This window comes from Ruegeria sp. HKCCE3926, assembly GCF_017872515.1.
In the GTDB taxonomy this organism is placed as follows: Bacteria; Pseudomonadota; Alphaproteobacteria; order Rhodobacterales; family Rhodobacteraceae; genus Ruegeria.
This window is the reverse complement of sequence record NZ_JAEDOU010000001.1, coordinates 79,861-99,170: the sequence shown is the minus strand read 5'-3', so window position 1 is coordinate 99,170 and position 19,310 is coordinate 79,861. Positions and strand designations below refer to the sequence as shown.

Annotated in this window: 22 protein-coding genes; 13 read left to right on the top strand and 9 right to left on the bottom strand. The window is 59.8% G+C overall.

Features of this window, described 5'->3' with window-relative positions:
* Positions 1–24: 24 nt before the first annotated feature.
* Both I9184_RS00515 and I9184_RS00510 read right to left on the bottom strand, forming a co-directional pair.
* Positions 25–525 carry a YbjN domain-containing protein gene (locus I9184_RS00515; protein WP_152458973.1) on the bottom strand — a complete coding sequence of 167 codons (501 nt, stop codon included), beginning with the start codon at positions 523–525 and terminating at the stop codon, positions 25–27.
* 321 nt (positions 526–846) lie between these two features.
* Positions 847–1,095 (bottom strand): accessory factor UbiK family protein, encoded by a 249-nt coding sequence (locus I9184_RS00510; protein ID WP_152458974.1) that lies wholly within the window; start codon positions 1,093–1,095, stop codon positions 847–849.
* Between the two features lie 97 nt (positions 1,096–1,192).
* On the opposite strand from I9184_RS00510, the gene lgt reads away from it, so the two are divergent.
* The 5 genes from lgt to I9184_RS00490 all read left to right on the top strand — a co-directional run bounded on the left by lgt (position 1,193) and on the right by I9184_RS00490 (position 5,412).
* Positions 1,193–2,080: a prolipoprotein diacylglyceryl transferase gene (gene lgt / locus I9184_RS00505; protein ID WP_209832276.1), complete on the top strand. Its 888-nt coding sequence runs from the start codon at positions 1,193–1,195 to the stop codon at positions 2,078–2,080.
* Entirely contained in the window at positions 2,077–3,144 is a 1,068-nt protein-coding gene (locus I9184_RS00500) for an SAM-dependent methyltransferase (protein WP_171634427.1), read from the top strand. The genes lgt and I9184_RS00500 overlap by 4 nt, the downstream gene beginning before the upstream one ends.
* Positions 3,141–3,899, top strand: a complete 759-nt coding sequence (gene pgeF, locus I9184_RS00495; protein ID WP_209832274.1) for a peptidoglycan editing factor PgeF — start codon at positions 3,141–3,143, stop codon at positions 3,897–3,899. The genes I9184_RS00500 and pgeF overlap by 4 nt, the downstream gene beginning before the upstream one ends.
* Positions 3,900–4,166: 267 nt before the next feature.
* Entirely contained in the window at positions 4,167–4,295 is a 129-nt protein-coding gene (locus tag I9184_RS21030) for a hypothetical protein (RefSeq protein WP_256367481.1), read from the top strand.
* 334 nt (positions 4,296–4,629) lie between these two features.
* Positions 4,630–5,412, top strand: coding sequence for a Hint domain-containing protein (locus tag I9184_RS00490; RefSeq protein ID WP_171722752.1), 783 nt, complete (start codon positions 4,630–4,632; stop codon positions 5,410–5,412).
* A 119-nt stretch (positions 5,413–5,531) separates the two neighbouring features.
* Here the strand turns inward: I9184_RS00490 and I9184_RS00485 are convergent, their stop codons facing one another.
* The gene (locus I9184_RS00485; RefSeq protein ID WP_152458979.1) at positions 5,532–6,032 is read right to left on the bottom strand and encodes an Lrp/AsnC family transcriptional regulator; all 501 of its coding nucleotides are present in this window, start codon (positions 6,030–6,032) and stop codon (positions 5,532–5,534) included.
* A 227-nt stretch (positions 6,033–6,259) separates the two neighbouring features.
* Between I9184_RS00485 and trxB the strand changes: the two genes are divergently transcribed.
* The 4 genes from trxB to I9184_RS00465 all read left to right on the top strand — a co-directional run bounded on the left by trxB (position 6,260) and on the right by I9184_RS00465 (position 11,989).
* A complete protein-coding gene (gene trxB / locus I9184_RS00480) occupies positions 6,260–7,201 on the top strand; it encodes a thioredoxin-disulfide reductase (RefSeq protein WP_171634439.1) in 942 nt (313 codons plus the stop codon).
* Positions 7,202–7,416: 215 nt separating this feature from the next.
* The gene (locus I9184_RS00475) at positions 7,417–9,108 is read left to right on the top strand and encodes an adenylate/guanylate cyclase domain-containing protein (protein ID WP_209832272.1); all 1,692 of its coding nucleotides are present in this window, start codon (positions 7,417–7,419) and stop codon (positions 9,106–9,108) included.
* A gap of 196 nt (positions 9,109–9,304) precedes the next feature.
* Positions 9,305–11,026: a bifunctional sulfate adenylyltransferase/adenylylsulfate kinase gene (locus tag I9184_RS00470; RefSeq protein ID WP_209832270.1), complete on the top strand. Its 1,722-nt coding sequence runs from the start codon at positions 9,305–9,307 to the stop codon at positions 11,024–11,026.
* A 126-nt stretch (positions 11,027–11,152) separates the two neighbouring features.
* Positions 11,153–11,989 carry a hypothetical protein gene (locus I9184_RS00465; protein WP_209832269.1) on the top strand — a complete coding sequence of 279 codons (837 nt, stop codon included), beginning with the start codon at positions 11,153–11,155 and terminating at the stop codon, positions 11,987–11,989.
* A gap of 51 nt (positions 11,990–12,040) precedes the next feature.
* Here I9184_RS00465 and I9184_RS00460 read toward each other — a convergent pair whose 3' ends face one another.
* The 3 genes from I9184_RS00460 to I9184_RS00450 form a co-directional block, all read right to left on the bottom strand.
* On the bottom strand, positions 12,041–12,931 hold the full coding sequence (locus I9184_RS00460; protein ID WP_209832268.1) for a PhzF family phenazine biosynthesis protein: 891 nt from the start codon (positions 12,929–12,931) through the stop codon (positions 12,041–12,043).
* A gap of 84 nt (positions 12,932–13,015) precedes the next feature.
* A complete protein-coding gene (locus I9184_RS00455; protein WP_209832267.1) occupies positions 13,016–13,240 on the bottom strand; it encodes a DUF1150 family protein in 225 nt (74 codons plus the stop codon).
* A gap of 5 nt (positions 13,241–13,245) precedes the next feature.
* The gene (locus I9184_RS00450) at positions 13,246–13,659 is read right to left on the bottom strand and encodes an Hsp20 family protein (protein ID WP_058275530.1); all 414 of its coding nucleotides are present in this window, start codon (positions 13,657–13,659) and stop codon (positions 13,246–13,248) included.
* A 163-nt stretch (positions 13,660–13,822) separates the two neighbouring features.
* Between I9184_RS00450 and I9184_RS00445 the strand changes: the two genes are divergently transcribed.
* The 4 genes from I9184_RS00445 to I9184_RS00430 all read left to right on the top strand — a co-directional run bounded on the left by I9184_RS00445 (position 13,823) and on the right by I9184_RS00430 (position 16,431).
* Positions 13,823–14,047 carry a DUF465 domain-containing protein gene (locus I9184_RS00445; protein WP_152458986.1) on the top strand — a complete coding sequence of 75 codons (225 nt, stop codon included), beginning with the start codon at positions 13,823–13,825 and terminating at the stop codon, positions 14,045–14,047.
* A 76-nt stretch (positions 14,048–14,123) separates the two neighbouring features.
* Positions 14,124–14,609, top strand: coding sequence for a 5-(carboxyamino)imidazole ribonucleotide mutase (gene purE, locus I9184_RS00440; protein ID WP_209832266.1), 486 nt, complete (start codon positions 14,124–14,126; stop codon positions 14,607–14,609).
* Positions 14,606–15,361: an NAD(P)-binding domain-containing protein gene (locus I9184_RS00435; protein WP_209832265.1), complete on the top strand. Its 756-nt coding sequence runs from the start codon at positions 14,606–14,608 to the stop codon at positions 15,359–15,361. The genes purE and I9184_RS00435 overlap by 4 nt, the downstream gene beginning before the upstream one ends.
* A gap of 2 nt (positions 15,362–15,363) precedes the next feature.
* Complete coding sequence (locus I9184_RS00430) at positions 15,364–16,431, top strand: 5-(carboxyamino)imidazole ribonucleotide synthase (RefSeq protein ID WP_209832264.1); 1,068 nt, start codon at positions 15,364–15,366, stop codon at positions 16,429–16,431.
* Between the two features lie 67 nt (positions 16,432–16,498).
* Here I9184_RS00430 and I9184_RS00425 read toward each other — a convergent pair whose 3' ends face one another.
* Genes I9184_RS00425 through I9184_RS00415 form a run of 3 tightly spaced genes read right to left on the bottom strand, consistent with a single transcriptional unit; the run spans position 16,499 to position 19,301 of the window.
* Entirely contained in the window at positions 16,499–17,650 is a 1,152-nt protein-coding gene (locus I9184_RS00425) for an alpha-D-ribose 1-methylphosphonate 5-triphosphate diphosphatase (protein WP_209832263.1), read from the bottom strand.
* Positions 17,647–18,420, bottom strand: a complete 774-nt coding sequence (locus tag I9184_RS00420; protein WP_171722746.1) for an alpha/beta fold hydrolase — start codon at positions 18,418–18,420, stop codon at positions 17,647–17,649. Before I9184_RS00420 ends, I9184_RS00425 begins: the two co-directional genes overlap by 4 nt.
* A gap of 38 nt (positions 18,421–18,458) precedes the next feature.
* Positions 18,459–19,301 (bottom strand): DMT family transporter, encoded by an 843-nt coding sequence (locus I9184_RS00415; RefSeq protein WP_171722745.1) that lies wholly within the window; start codon positions 19,299–19,301, stop codon positions 18,459–18,461.
* Positions 19,302–19,310: the final 9 nt, after the last annotated feature.

Genomic DNA, 19,310 nt, shown 5'->3' with positions numbered 1-19,310 from the left:
TACATGTCGGTTCGGGGCAAAGCTTTACGCCCGGCCGTAGGCCTCTGCAATGGCCACTTGCATGGCTTCTTCTGGCTCTCGATTGCCCCAGGTGACCAGTTGAATCGCCGGATAGTACCGTTCCGCGCTCATGACGGCAGCGGTGATCATCGTGTCGATCTGTTCGGCGCTGGCTGTCTGCCCCCCGGCAAGGACCAACCCGTACCGGTACACCATCAGCTTCTGGTTCGCCCAATAGGTAAAGGCACCTGCCCAGCACTGATCATTCATCTTGTTGAGCAGCTCATAGAGCTGCATTTCCCGCTCGGCCGGTGGTTCCATTTCGAACGAACACACCATCCGCAGCGTTTCGTCATAGTTGGACCAGGCGAGGGTGATCGAATACGTCCGCCACTGGCCCTCGACAGCCATGGCGATCTGATCGTCCCCAATGCGGTCAAAATCCCAGTCGTGGTGTTCGGCCAGATGTTCAACAATGTCGATCGGATGAATGTCTTCTTCGAGATACTGCTCGGAAAGGGCCATAATGCCACCTCACTAATCTCTAGCATCTTGGGGCTGGCAGCGCCCCAGCGCTAGTTGCCTGCTCTACAAACCGGGCTTCCCCCATAGGCCTGTACTAAATATGGTGCGATGTGGCGTGGGTTCTGGCAACCCTATTTGTTGGGGATAACAGCAATAAGTTGTGGACAGAAGGCAACGTGGATCAAAATATTGGCTGTCGGGTCAGCTTTGTCTTGATTAAATCCCGCAATACGTCAGAATGCACGACACCGCACAATCCCGGTCGGATTGCGCGGCGACAGAGTTTGTCCAAAACTGTGAAATCAGGGAACGTCCGCGGCGTTACTTGTCCAGTTTCGCCTCGAGTGCGGCAATGCGGGCTTCGAGTGCGGCGTTTTCTTCGCGCGCTTTCTGGGCCATGGCGCGGACGGCATCGAATTCTTCGCGGGTGACGAAATCACGGTCGGCCAGCCAGCGGTCGATCATCGACTTCATCGCGTTCTCGGCCTCTTCCCGCGCGCCCTGCGCGACACCCATGGCGTTGGTCATCAGCTGGGACATGTCGTCCAGTATCTTGTTGCGGGTTTGCATATCTTTTCTCCGGTATCGCGGTTGATCTCTATATGGGGAAAGATTGCCGCAGGCTCAAGGTTGACTTGCCCTGCAAACCCCGGGCAATGAGACGCACATGCAGGCTGTTCTGAATTTCCCCGATCTGTCGCCCGAATTGTTCTCGATCTCGCTGTTCGGGATGGAGTTCGCGTTGAGGTGGTATGCGCTGGCCTATATCGCGGGTATCCTGATTGCTTGGCGGCTGGCAGTCGTGGCGTTGCGCCGCCCTGCCCTGTGGCCTGCGGACGGCCCGCCGATGAAACCGGGCCAACTGGAGGATCTGGTCACCTGGATCATTCTGGGCGTGATCCTGGGCGGGCGGCTTGGTTTCGTGCTGTTTTACCAACCTGGCTATTACCTGTCGCATCCGCTTGAGATCGTGAAGGTCTGGCAGGGCGGTATGGCGTTTCATGGGGGGCTGCTGGGCGTGATTCTGGCCTCGTATCTGTTTGCCCGGCACCATCGGATTCCGGCCCTGTCGCTGGGCGACCTGGTTGCCTACACCGTGCCACCCGGCCTTCTGTTGGGGCGGCTTGCCAATTTCGTCAATGCCGAGCTGTGGGGCCGCCCGAGCGAGCTGCCCTGGGCCGTCATCTTTCCCGGTTTTGCCGCGCAGGACTGCCCCGGCGTGGTTGCGGGAATGTGTGCCCGGCACCCCTCGCAGCTGTACGAAGCGGCGTTGGAAGGCGTGTTGCTGGGCGCGTTGTTGCTGTGGCTGGTCTATCGCCGGGGAGCCTTTCAGAAACCCGGCCTGATCATGGGCACGTTTCTGGCCGGCTACGGCGCATCGCGCTTTATTGTTGAATTCTTCCGCCAGCCGGATGCGCAGTTCGTGTCGCCCGGCAATCCGCTGGGATTGGCCTGGCATGTGGGCGGATATGGCCTGACCATGGGCCAGATCCTGTCATTGCCCATGATCGCGCTTGGCCTGTGGTTTGTCTTGCGCGCAGGGCGGGCAAAATGAGCCTGACCGATCACCTGATCGCCCGCATCCGACAGGATGGCCCGATGAGCGTGGCCGACTACATGGCCGAATGCCTTCTGCATCCCACGCTGGGCTATTACACGACGCGTGATCCGTTGGGGGCTGACGGGGATTTCACCACGGCACCGGAAATCAGCCAGATGTTTGGCGAACTGATCGGGCTGTGCCTTGCGCAATGCTGGATGGATCAGGGCCGTCCCGCGCCATTCACCCTGTGCGAATTGGGGCCCGGGCGCGGCACTCTGATGAGTGACATATTGCGTGCCACCCGAACCGTGCAGGGATTTCACGATGCTGCCCGGATTTTGCTGGTCGAGGCCTCGCCTGCCCTGAAGCAGGTGCAGGCGGACACCCTGAAGGGTTACACACCGAACTGGGCTGACAGTGTCGCAGAGTTGCCGGACCAGCCACTGCTGCTGGTGGCGAACGAGTTCTTCGACGCGCTGCCTGTCCGGCAGTTCCTGCGCGACGGTGACGGCTGGAGTGAACGCCTGGTCGGCGAGCGCGACGGCGAATTGCTGTTTGGGCGAGGGCCCAATGGGCCACAAGTGGCGCTGGCGGACAGGCTTTCGGACACCAAGGATGGTGATCTGGTCGAGCTGTGCGCGGCTGCGATCCCCATTCTGACCGTGATTGCCGGTCGGATCGCCAGCCACGGAGGTGCCGCGCTGATCGTCGATTATGGCGACTGGCATTCTTTGGGCGATACACTGCAAGCCCTGCAAAACCACAAGCCCGCCGATCCGCTGGCGTCACCCGGTCAGGCAGACCTGACGGCACATGTGGATTTTGAGCCTCTGGCCATTGCGACCCGCGCCTGTGGAGCCAGGCACACACGCCTGACACCGCAGGGCGTGTTTCTGGAACGGCTTGGCATAACCGCCAGGGCGCAGGCTTTGTCCCGGTCGCTGAGCGGTTCCGAGCTGGACGCGCTGGCTGCCGCGCATCGCCGGTTGACGCATCCGGCCGAAATGGGAAATCTGTTCAAGGTGATGGGCCTCTATCCGGCCTATGCTGCACCACCGCCGGGATTAGAGCCATGACACTGGAAATTCTGACTTCGGACTTGCTTTCCCCATTTCGTCACGGGTTCTTCACCCGTCGCGGCGGGGCGTCCTCTGGTATCTTCAACGGGTTGAATTGCGGTTATGGATCGTCTGATCAAACCGAAATTGTCGCACTGAACCGTCGGCGGGTTGCCGATGCGATGGGCGTCGCGCCCGAGGCGATGATCGGCCTGCATCAAGTTCATTCCCCAACAGTTCTGACGGTTGAACAGCCCTTGGAAGGTGAAAAACCACGCGCGGACGCGGTCGTGACGGCGACACCTGGTCTGGCGCTGACAATTTTGACGGCAGATTGCCAGCCAGTTCTGTTTGCCGATCCCGCAGCCAATGTGATCGGAGCAGCGCATGCGGGCTGGCGCGGCGCACTCGACGGTGTGCTTGAGGCGACTCTGGACGCCATGGAAGCGCTTGGCGCAGCACGCCGGAATATCAACGCCGTCATCGGCCCCAGCATTTCACAACGCGCCTACGAAGTGGGCCCCGAGTTTCTGGACGCATTTATCGCCGATTCTCCAGACAACACCCGGTTCTTCGCGAACGGACAGGATGACCGGCTGCAATTCGACCTGCCCGCCTTTGGTTTGCACCGATTGCGGCAGGCCGGTGTCGGGCAGGCGGAATGGACCCGGCACTGCACATATTCCGACCCGGACCGGTTCTATTCATATCGCCGCACAACACATGCAAACGAGGCCGATTACGGGCGGTTGATCTCGGTCATAAGATTGTGATTTTGGCCCAGATTTAGGCGTCGCGCCACTTTTCCGCCACATTTGTTGTGTTTACCGGACTCAGAATCGTAACGAGTTTTGCCAGCTATCAGATGGTCTTCTGACGTCCTTGTTTCGGACGCTGGCGTGTTGAGTGGAAGGATGGACCGAGTATAAATTTCTTGTCTGCAAAACATCCCGGATAAGCCTTATCCATGCCGCAAACGTGCGTCACAAAAGGTTCATAACGGATGCGGGAAACAAACCCGTTCGGAGCAGGACCAGAAAATGAAAACCAAATCTCGCTTTCTCAAAGCCATGGTTGCCGCCACGCGGAGCCAGAAGCTGGAAATGCCGTGGAAGCGGGTATCAAGCCATTCTGTCAGGGTCGCCAGCCGCATCGCGGCACGACGCTGAGACAGAAACACCCCGAGGCCAAGCTGCCGGTCTCGATTGGGTGAACGCGCTTCGGGCTTGCTCCTGCCCGATGTGTGATGCGTCGCGATCTGAGGGGGTCGAGACGGATTCAGGAGTTGTGTGTGTGCGGGCAATTTTCGCCCGTGAAGTACGAGTTTGTCTGGGGGGTCAATGTGTTGACCATTGGAAAGCGAGATTTTGTCGCAATGCGGGGTCCGACCGACCGCCGCCCAAGGGTCACCCATTTGTTTCAAGACAAAGAACCAGTTCGCCAGGTTGGCCTGTACGGGGTTACGCCGCGCCTGACCGGACAATTTGAGGGGAAGGAATATTTATGACTATTCCTAGTTCACTGGCCCGTGCGGCCAGAAATGCGATCGAAACGACAGCCATGCTGCGGGACGCACCGCGACCGGTTGCGAAACCAAAGGCCCAGCTGCGCCGGTATGAAGTCAGCACCCTGTTGAAAAACGGAAACGTGGTTCAGACCAGACACATAGCGCCTGCCCTGCCAATGTTCGAAGACGCCTTTTGTGCCTTCACGCGCGGATCGCTGGTTGAAACGGAACATGGGCCCATGGCCATCGAAGACCTGATGCCGGGGGATACTGTCCTTACTCAGGATGGCGCGTCGGAAACCGTGCTGTGGAAGGGATCTGTCACTCTGATCCCGGGACGTCCGGATTCGCGGGGCCGCACGCGGCCGCTTACGCGCGTCACGGCAGATACATTCGGGATCCAAAAGCCGATGTCGGGTGTAATCGCCGGGCCTGCGGCACGGATCGTGGGCACACCGACGCATTTACGGCATTTGTATGGAAATGACCCGATTCTGACACCTGTGTCCGAATTTCAGGATGGAACGGGTGTGATTGAAACAATGCCGCCGACGCCAGTTGAACTGTTTCACATTTGTCTGAAACGGCATTCCGTTATTCGGGTAGATGGTTTACAGTTCGAAACGTATCACCCAGGTGTGAACGCGGTCCGGATGATCAGCCACTCTTTGCGGTCGGTTTATCTGAACCTGTTTGCGCATATCGAGTCGCTCAACGATTTTGGTCCGCTGCTGATGCCGCGCGCCGGGGACGGAGAAATCGACGCGATGACAGCCTGAGTACGATAGCGATTACTGCATTATGGGGGGCATCATGCAGCTGTTACTAAGTTGGATTCTATCCTTGGCGGTGGCTGCCATGCTGCCACCGAACACCGCACCTGCAAAACGTCTGGGGGTTACGCCGTCCGGTTCATTCGTTCTTCCAGAACGTCGAACGGCACGCCTGGCTCGTCTTTTGCGCCGCGGATAACAAGCGATGTCTTGACGCTGGCCACATTTGGCGTGGTCAGCAGTTCACCGGTCAAGAACTGCTGAAAACTGCTGAGATCGGGTGCGACGCATTTCAGGATGAAGTCCACCTCGCCGTTCAGCATGTGGCATTCACGGACCAGAGGCCATTCGCGGCAGCGTTCTTCGAACGCGCGCAGCTCGGTCTCGGCCTGACTGTCAAGACCGACCATGGCGAACACCTGCACTTCAAATCCCAGCTCGCGGGAATTCACCTCGGCGTGGTAACCGGTGATATAGCCGGATTCTTCCAGGGTGCGCACCCGGCGCAGACAGGGCGGCGCCGAAATTCCGACCCGTTTGGCAAGTTCCACATTGGTCATCCGACCGTCTGCCTGTAGTTCCGCCAGAATTTTGCGGTCGATATCATCCAGCCGAGTCGTGACCATCAAATGCTCCTGATTTTTGCGGTTCTTATATCAGCCCCCCACGTGCGCGCAATAATGTTTCGTACATGCGCAATTTTCTTTGTTTTCAAATCTCTCATTTCGCCCCCACCCTGCGCAAGGTGGCTTGAATGGGCTTGAACAGTAAGGGGCTTTAAGCCGGGTCTGTCGGTCGCTATATCGGGGCGACGGGCCAAAAGCCCAATTCAGGCAATTCGAGCGGAGTTACCATGGCCGACACACGACACACCAAGGTTCTGATCATCGGATCGGGGCCAGCAGGATACACTGCGGGCGTTTACGCAAGCCGCGCCATGCTGGAACCCATCCTGGTGCAGGGTATCGAGCCCGGCGGCCAGCTGACGACAACGACCGAGGTCGAGAATTGGCCCGGCGACACCGAGGTACAGGGCCCCGACCTGATGGTCCGGATGCAGGATCATGCCAAGGCCATGGGTTGCGAAGTGATCGGAGACATCATCAACGATCTGGACCTCAGCCAGCGCCCCTTCACCGCCAAGGGCGACAGCGGCACCACCTATACGGCGGACGCCGTCATTCTGGCGACCGGCGCGCGCGCCAAGTGGCTGGGCCTGCCGTCGGAAGAGAAGTTCAAGGGCTTTGGCGTTTCAGCCTGCGCCACCTGCGACGGGTTCTTCTATCGTGGACAGGAAATTGTGGTGATCGGCGGCGGCAATACGGCCGTGGAAGAGGCCCTGTTCCTGACCAATTTCGCCAGCAAGGTGACTCTGATCCATCGCCGCGATGAGCTGCGCGCGGAAAAGATCCTGCAAGACCGGCTGATGAAGAACGACAAAATCGAGCCACTGTGGTTCCACGAGTTGGAAGAAGTGATCGGCACCGACGCGCCGCTGGGCGTCGAGGGCGTTCGCGTCAAGCATGTCAAAACCGGAGAGATCACTGAAATCCCCTGTAAAGGCGTGTTTGTTGCCATCGGCCACGCACCCGCGAACGAGCTGGTCAAGGACACGCTTGAAACGCATATGGGTGGCTATGTCGTCACCAAACCGGGCAGCACGGAAACCTCGGTTCCGGGCGTGTTCGCAGCGGGCGATCTGACCGATCACGTCTATCGTCAGGCGGTCACAAGCGCCGGTATGGGCTGCATGGCGGCACTGGATGCCGAACGGTTCCTGGCGGAAACCGAATAACGCGAATTCTGAATTTTGCAGGGCTGCCCTGGTGAATTCAGATCCGAAGGCCGTCAGCCTTTTCAGTACAGTGCCCCCGGGGTTTAAGGGGGCACTGCAAAGCACACGCTGCGCTGCAATCACTGATCGGCAGCCGATGCCACCTGCCAATCCCTTGACCCCCAGCCAGCGGCGTATCAGGATTGCTGAGGGAAAAGCTAAAAGCAGGTGAACATTTGAACAACGCTCTTTGGCGCGGCGGGTGGTCAACCCGACTCAGGATCGTCAGTGGTCTTGTGTTGTTTGTGTTCGCATTCTTTCATTTCATAAATATTGGCTTGGGCCTGTTTCACACGGATTATCTGCACGGGATGCAGGACGGTCGAAAGGCCGTCACACGCCACGATGTCATGAGCGTGCTTTTCTATGCTGCCCTGTTCACGCATGCAGGTCTGGCCCTGACATCGATCGCGCAACGCAGAACCCTGCGCATGCCATTCAGCACGGCGTTGCAGGTCGTTCTGGGTTTGCTGATTCCGCTGCAACTGATCTCGCACATCGTTCAGACGCGGGTCGCGCACGAAGTCTATGACGTCAATGACGAGATGGGATACATCATCATTCTGATGTGGCCCAGTATCGCCGTATGGATGCAAAGCGCCTTGTTGCTGATCGTTTGGATACACGGCTGCATCGGCTTGCATATGTGGCTGCGGCTGACCCGGTGGTGGTCGCGGGTCGCGCCCTATCTGATCGGTGTTGCGGTTTTCGTGCCTTTTTTCGCGTTGGCCGGCCTGCTGACCGAGGGGCGCCGCATATGGGCCGACTTCGCTGATGAATTCCTGCGCGAGCAATATATCGAGCACTACAACTGGCCGTCGCCCGAGACCTTCCAGACCCTGTTCAGTGTAAAAGACTATGGCCTTATGGTGTTCTGGCTGGCCCTTGGTGCAACGGGTCTGGTTTACATCGGGCGCAAACTGTGGCGACGCAGGCATTCGGTGCGCGTGCGTTACGCCAAAGGGCCTGAAGTTGTCGCGGAAAAAGGCATGACCCTGCTTGAGATTTCGCAGGTAAACGGCGTCCCGCATGCGGCCCTGTGCGGCGGAAAGGGGCGCTGCACCACATGCCGAGTCATCGTAGAGGATGGCAACGACGCCCTGCCGCCGCCCGGCGATGTCGAAGCGCGCAGCCTTGCTGCTGTGGGTGCATCGTCACAGACGCGACTGGCCTGCCAGATACGCCCGACAGAACCCACCACCGTTTTTCGGGTCTTCAGGCCAGATGGCGGACGCATACGCGGACATGCCAGTCAGGGTCAGGAACGCCAGTTGGCTGTTCTGTTTCTGGACATGCGCGGCTTTACCGCGCGCACGACCGGCCAATTGCCTTATGACATCGTGTTCCTGCTGAACCGGTTTTTCGACGCCGTCGTGCCTGCCATCACCAAGGAAGGCGGTGTCGTGGACAAATACATGGGAGACGGGCTGCTTGCCGTTTTTGAAAAGCCGAATGCGGCGGCGTCCGCCCGTGCCGGATTGAAAGCCGCCATCGACATCAGCCACGCCCTCGATGAATTCAATGCACAGCTCGAGGCCGAAGGCAGCCCCGGCATTCGCATCGGGATGGGTCTGCATCTTGGGGATCTGGTGGTGGGTGAGATCGGCGCGGCGGGGCATGCGTCGAAAACCATAATCGGCGACGCCGTCAATGTCGCCAGTCGCCTTGAAAGCGAAACCAAGGCGCTGAAGGTCGAATTGCTGGTCTCGGAAGCGTTGCTGAAGGCCGCAGATGTCGTCGTGCCACAGGACGAAATCAGGTTGTTCCAGTTGCGCGGCGTGTCTGAACCGATTCCCGCCCTGCCAGTCACCCGTGCGTCCATACTTGAGCAAAACGTCACAAAACAGGAACAGAAATACTCCGCTTGAACGAATAACCTCTGATTGCAAGGATCAGATCATCGATTTGACTTGTGAATTAGAAATTTCTTCCAATTCAAAAATATTCGGCGCATATCCTCCTTTGTTACATTCCCGCCTGTGGACTTCGCCTGTCAGCCGGTGCAAACGCCTCGAAACCGCCCGATATCCACTGGCAAATCAACACTGCGACAAGAGAATTCCAATGACGATGTTAAGCAATCTGGCCCCGATCCCCGAACTGTATGTGTCATACGATTCGGCGCAGAAGCTGAAGGTGGAAGCGGCCGACCTGACCAGCTGGGATCTGAGCCCGCGTCAGATCTGCGACCTGGAACTGCTGATGAATGGCGGGTTCAACCCGCTCAAGGGATTTCTGAGCGAAGCAGATTACGACAATGTGGTCGAGAATATGCGCCTGGCCGATGGAACGCTTTGGCCAATGCCCATCACTTTGGATGTCAGCGAAGACTTCGCGGATCGGATCGAACTTGGGCAGGACATCGCTCTGCGCGATCAGGAAGGCGTGATCCTGGGCACCATGACCGTGACCGACCGCTGGACCCCGGACAAGGCGCGCGAGGCCGAGAAGGTCTTTGGCGCTGATGACGACGCTCACCCGGCGGTGAACTATCTGCACAACGTGGCCGGCAAGGTCTATCTGGGCGGACCGGTGGTCGGAATCCAACAGCCCGTGCATTACGATTTCCGTGGCCGCCGCGACACGCCGAATGAATTGCGCGCCTATTTCCGCAAGCTGGGCTGGCGCCGCATCGTGGCCTTCCAGACCCGCAATCCACTGCACCGCGCGCATCAGGAGCTGACCTTCCGCGCCGCCAAAGAGGCACAGGCCAACCTGCTGATCCACCCGGTCGTGGGCATGACCAAACCGGGCGACGTCGATCACTTTACCCGTGTGCGCTGTTACGAGGCGGTGCTGGACAAGTACCCCGCCTCGACCACCTCGATGAGCCTGCTGAACCTGGCCATGCGCATGGCTGGCCCGCGCGAGGCCGTCTGGCACGGCCTGATCCGCGCCAACCACGGCTGCACCCACTTCATCGTTGGCCGCGACCACGCGGGCCCCGGCAAGAACAGCAAAGGTGAGGATTTCTACGGCCCCTATGACGCGCAGGATCTGTTCCGACAGTTCCAGGACGAAATCGGCGTTGAAATGGTGGATTTCAAGCACATGGTCTATGTGCAGGAACGCGCCCAGTACGAACCGAATGACGAGATTCTCGACAAGGACAACGTCACGATCCTGAACATCTCGGGCACCGAACTGCGCCGCCGCCTGCGTGAAGGGCTGGAAATCCCCGAGTGGTTCTCGTTCCCCGAAGTGGTCGAGGAACTGCGCCGCCGCTTCCCGCCGCGCTCCAAGCAGGGTTTCACCGTCTTCTTCACCGGCTTTTCGGGCTCGGGCAAGTCGACCATCGCCAACGCGCTGATGGTCAAGCTGATGGAGATGGGCGACCGCCCGGTGACGCTGCTGGATGGCGACATCGTGCGCAAGAACCTCAGTTCGGAACTGGGCTTCTCGAAGGAACACCGCGACCTGAACATCCGCCGCATCGGGTATGTGGCCTCCGAGATCACCAAGAACGGCGGCATCGCCATCTGCGCCCCGATCGCGCCCTATGCCACCACGCGCCGTGCCGTGCGGGAAGAGATCGAACAGTTCGGTGCCTTCTGCGAGGTTCATGTGGCCACCAGCATCGAGGAATGCGAACGCCGCGACCGCAAGGGTCTGTACAAGCTGGCGCGCGAGGGCAAGATCAAGGAGTTCACCGGCATCTCGGACCCATACGATGTTCCGGAGAACCCCGAGCTGCGGGTCGAGACCGAAAATGTCGAGGTCGACAACTGCGCCCATCAGGTGCTGCTGAAACTGGAAAGCATGGGCCTGATCGCAGCAAACGGATAACGGTCTCATCTGACCTTGTTTGGCGGTCCCCGGTCATTCCGGGGGCCGTTCCTTTTTTGGTCGCCAATTGACAATTGCCGCTGGTCCTGATGCTTTTCAGGACCTCAAGGCGGGTGTGAAACTGAGATGACGAACAAGTCTCCGACCATTGCCAGTTTCTGGTTTGGATCCGATCTGAGTTGGTTAGAGCAACTCTGCCTTCAGTCCTTTCTGGATCATGGCCACCGCTTCGTCCTTTATGTCGCGCACGAGGTAAAAGGCATTCCGGCAGGTGTCGAAACCCGCCTTGCCAGCGACGTTTTCTGGCCGCCACCTTTTGTGGTCGATGCCGAAGATAGGCAGGGCGTTGCCGTCTTCTCGGATATTTTCCGGCTGCACTTGATGCGGCAAAGCGAGGTGATCTGGGTCGATCTGGATGCCTATTGCGTACGGGCGTTCGACTTTTCGACGGATTTCGTGTTCGGTCGCTCCAGGCGGGGCGACTTCCCGACGGGTGTGCTGCGCCTGCCCACAAGATCGGCGACCCTGGAACAGATGCTGAAATTTGTCATGTCGTCTAACCCGTCCCAACCCTGGCGTGGACGCAGATTGCAGCGCCACAATCGGGAACGAACCGCAAGAGGGGAACGCTGGGGCATCGAAGCCCTGCCCTGGGCCAGTTCGGGGCCCAAAGCCTTTGGCCATTTCCTGCGCCAGACGGCAGAGGACCGCCATGCCATGACTGCTGAAACCTTTTATCCGCTGGCGCAGGAGGAATTGTGGAAGCTACACGATCCGCGCATCGCGACGAACGAAATCGAAACCGAAACCGTGCATTCGGTACACATCTACGGCCACCAAAAGAAACTGATGGCCAACCGGATGGGCGGGCTGCCGGTTTCAGGGTCATATCTGGACAGGTTGTGCAAACGACATGGGATCGAACCAAGTACGGCCCCGATTCTGCGGTTGGCCTGGATGTAGCCCGTCGCATCCGGCCAGGGTTTCGCGGGTCAGCCCTTGGTCAACGCCCGCCTAGTGTGTCGGCGTTTCCGGCAGGTCGACCTGCCCGCGCATCAGGATATGCCCCTGACCAGAAACCCTGATGCCCGTCATCGCATCAGGCGGGCCGACACGCGTGACGACGGCCTTCCCGGGGCGGCCCATATCGTGACCCTGCTGGGCGATGAAGCTTTCCTTTTGCATCAAGCCATGTTTCCACAAATAGGCGGCCATCGCACCGGTGGCAGACCCGGTAAACGGATCTTCGGGCGGGCTGGGCGGTGCCATGAGAAGGCGCGAAAACGTATCCCCCTCATCGGTTGCCCCTTGCAGCGTGACAAGAAACGGCTCGGCCATGTCCGAGCCGGAATACCCCGCAGTTTCAGCCACTTTGCGCAACGGGCCTTCAACCAGTTGAGCGGCCCGCAAGGCCGCATGATTCTGCAGAACAGTGATGCAGAACGGCAAGCCGGTCGAAACCATTTGAGGCGGAGAAATGATGGCTCCCGTTGGCAGACTGACCGCTGCCGCCACCAGTTCCGCGGGAACGTGCGTACCGAATTGCGGTGCGACCTGAGTCATTTCGATCTGATCCCCCTGCAACCGGATCGACACCAGGCCGGCACCGGTTTCCAGCGTCAGACCATCGCCCGAGATCATGCCGCGGAATCGCATCGCCGCGACGGTGGCGATAGTCGGATGCCCCGCAAAGGGAATTTCGCGGCTGGCCAGAAAGTAGCGGACGCGGATGTCGGCCACGTCGGACGGCCCGGTAAAGGTGCATTCGACCAGAGAGGTTTCGCGCACATAGGCCATGCAGACCTCTTGCGTCAGGCGCGCACCTTCATGGACGACGGCACATCCGTTGCCACCGAAGGCGCGATCACTGAAGGCGTCCACCCAGTCAAAGTCAAACCAGCCCATGAAGCCACTCCTGCTTTAGCATTTGTGGCACGATCACTGCATAGGCGGAGAATGTCACGTTTTTTCAGCAGTGTTTCAGGCCGCCTAGTGAACCGCCACCGGAGACAGGTCATGTTCGCGCGCCAGCACGAAGGCCAGCTTGCGGTCAGCGACCAGCGCCAGTTGCTGCCCGTCGGAATCGTGGACGGCGTAAAGCTGATCCAGATCGCCGGCCTGTTCACGAACTTCCCAAGGCAATTCAGATACTTCAACCGTTTTGACATAGACAATACGGTTGCCCTGGGCGTTGATTTCAATCGGTGTATTCATTGCTCTTACCCCTTCCGTATGTTGATCGTCTGAACCACGGTTTCCGGCACGGCGCGGGTCAGATCCACATGCAGCAGACCGTTTTCCATGATCGCCTCGCCCACTTCGACGCCATCGGCCAGCACGAACATGCGCTGGAACTGACGCGCCGCAATGCCGCGATGCAGGAAGATGCGCCCCTCGCTGTCGTCGCGCTGACGGCCCCGGATCACCAACTGGCGATCCTCGATCGTGATTGACAGATCCTCTTCGGCAAACCCGGCCACCGCAAGAGTGATGCGATAGGAAAAATCCGAAGTCTGTTCGATGTTATAGGGCGGGTATCCCTCATTTCCGGCCTTTGCAGACCGTTCCAGAAGGCGTTCCAACTGCTCGAACCCCAAAAGATGCGGGTATGAGCCTAGAGTAAGTTTCGACACGTATTTTCGTCCTTCTTTGTAAAAGCGACGTGGTGTGCGGCCCCGTTCTGGCAACCGCCTGCAATAGAATATGGGAAGAAACCAGGATGTCCACAAGGTCTGGCGCGATAACGTCTGACACACTATCTTGTTGGCCAAGCACCACAACCAACTCGAGTCGCCAATGAACGCGCCTACCGATCTTTCGATGAAAACAGATGAAGTATTGCGTGTTGAGCTTGAGGTCTTCCGCCGACAGCACCGCGATCTGGACGAGGCGATTCAGGCATTGCATGACAAGGGAACGGCCGACCAACTGACCTTGCGGCGCCTGAAAAAAGAGAAACTGCGCCTGAAAGACATCATCCGCCTGATCGAAGACCGCCTGACGCCCGATATCATCGCCTGAACGCCCTGTACCGCATTGCCAGCCAACCGGATTTGGCTATAGTGCGCGCTCTTTCTGAGCGCGGGGACGTATGCGGATGAGCGATGTGAAAGTGGGGATCATCATGGGCAGCCAGTCGGACTGGCCCACGATGAAGGAGGCCGCGGATATTCTGGACGAACTGGGCGTCGCCTACGAAGCACGCATCGTATCGGCCCACCGCACGCCGGACCGGCTGTGGGACTATGGCAAAACCGCTGTTTCGCGTGGGTTGCAGGTGATCATTGCAGGTGCAGGTGGGGCTGCGCATCTTCCGGGCATGATGGCGTCGAAAACGCGGGTGCCTGTGATTGGCGTCCCGGTGCAGAGCCGAGCCTTGTCGGGCGTGGATTCGCTGTATTCCATCGTGCAGATGCCCAAGGGATTTCCGGTGGCGACCATGGCGATCGGGTCCGCCGGCGGGGCCAATGCCGGCCTGATGGCGGCGGGCATTCTTGCATTGCAGGATGATGCTTTGGCCGAACGGCTGGACAGCTGGCGTGACGCGTTGTCAGCCTCGATCCCCCAGGAACCGCAGGGATGAGCCGGATCGGCTTTATCGGCACCGGCCATATCGCCGCGCCGATTGCGCGGCTGATGGCCGCCAAGGGGCACCAGATCAGCGTGACCGAGCGCAACGCCAAGGTTTCAGCCGCCTTGAAGGCCGAACTGGGCGTGACCGTCGCTGCGCCTCAGGCCGTGATTGACACCTCGGACATCGTGTTCCTGTGCCTGCGCCCGCATATCGCGGCCGAGGCTCTGAACCCGCTGACATTCCGCGCCGATCAGCAGATCGTGTCGGTCATGGCGGCGGTTTCGGCCGAGCATCTGGCCGCGCTTTGCGCCCCGGCGTCGGATTTCGTGCAGACCATCCCGCTGGGTTTTCTGGAAACCGGCGGCTGCCCGATGGCCGCCTTTGGCAATGATCGCCTGCTGGCGGAACTGTTCGAGCCCGAGAACCCGGTGATCAAGGTTGCGGATGAAGCCGCGCTGAACGCGCATTTCGCCATTTGTGCCATGGTTCCCGGCATTCTGGACCTGATGGCAACGGGTGCCGAATGGCTGGGTGACGCAACCGGTGATGCGGACGGGGCCGAGTTCTATACAACGCAGTTGATGGCGGGTTTTCTGGCCTCGATGGAAAAAGGCACTTCCGGGCGGTTAGCGCAGGAGCGTGACGCGCTGGCGACGGAGGGCACGCTGAGCCTGCAAATGACGGACGCCCTGAAAGACGGGCGCGCGCACAAGGCGCTGCGTTCCGCGCTTGGGGCAATTGGCAAACGTTTGGAGAGTTGAAGATGGCGGAAATGCTCGCCCAAGGTGCAGTGATCGGGATTCTGGGGGGTGGTCAGCTGGGCCGGATGCTGTCCGTGGCAGCCGCCAGGCTGGGTTTTGTCAGCCATATCTATGAGCCGGGTGCGAACCCGCCGGCGGGGCAGGTTGCGGATCGCGTCACCATCGCGGCTTATGACGATGCAGACGCGCTGAAAGCCTTTGCCGATGCGGTCGATGTCATCACTTACGAGTTCGAGAACATCCCGACCGAAGCGCTGGACATTCTGGAAGCGCACCGCCCGATCCGCCCCGGGCGCGAGGCCTTGCGGGTCAGCCAGGACAGGTTGACCGAGAAGACATTTCTGCAAGAGCTGGGCCTGAAGACGGCCCCGTTTGCGGATATCGCCGACCTGAACAGCCTGAATGCGGCGATCGAACAGATCGGGACACCCGCCATCCTGAAAACCCGTCGCTTTGGTTATGACGGCAAGGGGCAGGCCCGGCTACGCAAGCCTGAGGATGCCGAGGCCGCTCTGGCCAATATGGCCGGGGCACCGGCCATTCTGGAAGGGTTTGTGGATTTTTCGCACGAGGTGTCGATCATCGCGGCCCGCGGTCTGGACGGTCAGGTCGCCTGTTTCGATCCGGGTGAGAATGTGCATCGCGACGGTATCCTGCACACCACCACCATCCCTGCCCGCCTGTCCCCCGCCCAGCGCACCGATGCCATCCTGCTGGCGGCCAATATTCTGAACGCTCTCGAATATGTCGGCGTGATGGGCGTTGAGCTGTTCGTGACACCCGGCGGACTGATCGTGAACGAGATCGCTCCGCGCGTGCATAACTCGGGCCACTGGACGCAGAACGGCTGTGCTGTCGATCAGTTCGAACAGCACATCCGCGCGGTGGCGGGCTGGCCTTTGGGGGACGGGCAGCGCCATTCGGACGTGGTGATGGAGAACCTGATCGGCGACGACATGGACCGCGTGCCTGAGCTGGCGCGCGAGCGGGATGTGGCGCTGCATCTCTATGGCAAGGCCGAGGTAAAGGCCGGGCGCAAGATGGGGCACTTCAACCGCATCAAACGTTGAGGCTATTGCGCCTGCGCGCGACGCCTTCGGCGAGAGTATTTGGGAAAAGATGAAGGTTTTGCGGTGCCTAATCCAGAAACCGGGCGGCGATGTCGCCTGACATGTAACTGACGCGCCCACCGGCCAGGGTGGCTGCAACGCGATGGGTGTCCGCATCCAGGATGACCAGATCCGCGCGTTTTCCCGGCACGAGCGTGCCCCTGTCCTGCATGTCCAGCACCCGCGCGGGGCCGGACGAGACCAGCGCCCAGGCACTGGCCAGATCCAGCAGACCGGTTTTGGCCAGCATCAGCGCCGCGCGGCGCGGGCTGGGATAGTGATAATCCGAGGCCAACGCATCACAGAGCCCCATGGCGATCAGTTCGACGGCGCTTGCGTTCCCCTTGTGTGATCCGCCCCGCACGACGTTGGGAGAACCGAGGATAACGTGATCCCCGGCAGAACGCGCGGCTTCGGCGGCTTCAAGCGTTTCGGGGAATTCGGCAATGCGCACGCCCCGGTCGCGCCACCATGCCCTAGTCTCGGCGGTCGCGTCATCATGGCTGCCCAAACGCACCCTCATTGAGACAAGTTCGGCGCTGAGTGCTTCGACGGCAGCGGGAACCTCGTTCCTGCGGGCATGCATATTGAGCAGCATCTCAAAATGCGCATCCGGATTGCGTCCGGCCTTCAACGCCTGCCCGGTCAGGCGCGGCGGCTTTTTGCCCTGCGCCAAACGATCATGCGGCAGGTGATCATTGAACACCACATAGGGCACCTGCCATTCGGCGATACGATGGGCCAGACCTTCGTAGTCCTCCAGCATGTTGGTCTCGAACCGCAATTGTGGGATCAGATCCGTGACGGTGCTGTTCTTGACCGCAGCGATGGCCCGAAATACCTGCGCGGCAAACTCGGGGCCGCGCACGCCACCTTCCCAGCTGTAGAACTGCGCCAGCACCGCGGTGGTGATGCCATTGGCGGCCAGTTCGGCGTCGGCTGCCAGAATACCTTCGTTCATTTGCTTCATTGCGCCCCGGCGCGGGGCGATGTGGCGTTCGAACCCGTCCCCGTGCAGATCGACGATACCGGGCAGGACAAGATAACCGGTCAGGTCAACCCTGCGCCCGGTCCGATCTTGCTGAATAACGCCCTCCGCCATCGAGAGATCGCAGCGCAACAGCCCATCCTGCGGCAACAGAACCTCTGCGCCGGTCAACGTCAGATCCAGAAAAGTCATTGTGTGGGCTCCGAGTCAGGTTCCGAGCAATCCTGCCCGATGCAGATCTCGTCGATTATCTCCATCACGCCGTCCAGCCAGGTGATCTGCCGATCGAATTGGCCGAATTCGATGAAATGCAGCGCCTGTGCCATAACCCGCGGGTTGTTCATCATGAACGTGTGGGTCACCGGAAGAACAAGATGATCCTTCATCCCTTCGACCTTGGTGGTTTCAACCGAAACCTTGCCGTCATCCGGCCCGTCGATCAGCGAGGAAAACAGCGGGTTGAGCGAATTCTCACCCGCGATCACCCCCAGTTCAAAATCCACCGGCGGCAGGCGGCGCGGAATGCCTTCGGGACCTGTGCCCAATTGCAGGCCCGCCGGGCCGTTCAGATACCCAAACACTTCCCATGCGCTCAGCTCATCGACCAACTGGCTGCCCTGATTGGGCGGGCCGAGCATGACGACACGACCCAGGTTTTCGGGCCGATGGTCCTTGAGCCAATAGCGCAACAGGATACCGCCCATGGAATGCGCAACGACATTGGCTTTGTCATCGCCACATGCCGCAAGCGCGTCCGGTATGGTTTGCCTTGCCAGTTCCGGAATACCGATTTCGGTCGATGGATACCCGTGGCGCACTACGGTATAGTCATGCGCCTTGAACAGCTGCTCCATCACGGTAAACGAGGCCTCGGTGCGCGCGAGACCGTGCAGAAGAATCACACATTTCGCACTGGCTGCGGCAGGAACGAGGCAGAAGAGCAAGGCAATCAAAAGTTTCATAACCGCCAGATAAAGCCTATCAGCCTTTGATAAAAGCCCTAGCCCCGATGACGTCGCAGCACGGCCAGCGCGATACCGCCCAAAACAAGCGTGGCGCCGATGATCAGCCGTGCTCCGGCAATCTCGCCCAGAAAGACGACACCGCCGAGAATTGCGATCACCGGCACGCTGAGTTGAACGACAGCCGCCACGGACGGGGCCAATTGAGGCAAAACACGATACCACAAAGCATAGCCAAGCCCGGATGTTACCGCGCCGGACAGGACGGCCAGCAGATATCCCGCCCCGCTCATCTGCCAGACGCTGCCGCCGGCAAGCATCGCCAGGGCAGTCAACGGCAATGCGACGATGAAATTGGCGGCCGTTCCCTCCAGCGGGTTTGTTTCTGATCGACCCGCTATAGAGTAAAGGGCCCAACCAATACCGGCGGCGGCCATCAAAGCCGCGCCAGCCAAGTCGACCTGAACGGCGCCATTCGGCCACAGCACATAGGCAAGACCTGCAAGCGCAACCCCTGCCCCTGCCACCTGCCGGGCGGTCGGAGTAGCACCCGTCAATGCGCCGACAGAAAACATCGTAATTTGCACCACGCCGAACAAAATCAATGCACCCAAGCCTGCATCCAGCGTCAGGTAGGCGATTGAAAATCCGATCATGTAGAGCGTCAACGACCCCGCGCCAATGATCCGCCTTCGATTGCGCAGCGGAAGGCGCCCTCCGCGTGCCAGCACAAGAGCGGCCAGGACCACGGCCCCCGCCAAAACCCGAACGATGGCAAATCCGGTCGGATCGCTGGCTCCGCTGTCGATGGCCAACCGGTTCAGAATGGAGTTCGCCGCAAAGGCACACATGGTCAGGGCGGTGAGCAAAAACAATCTCATGCCATCCGC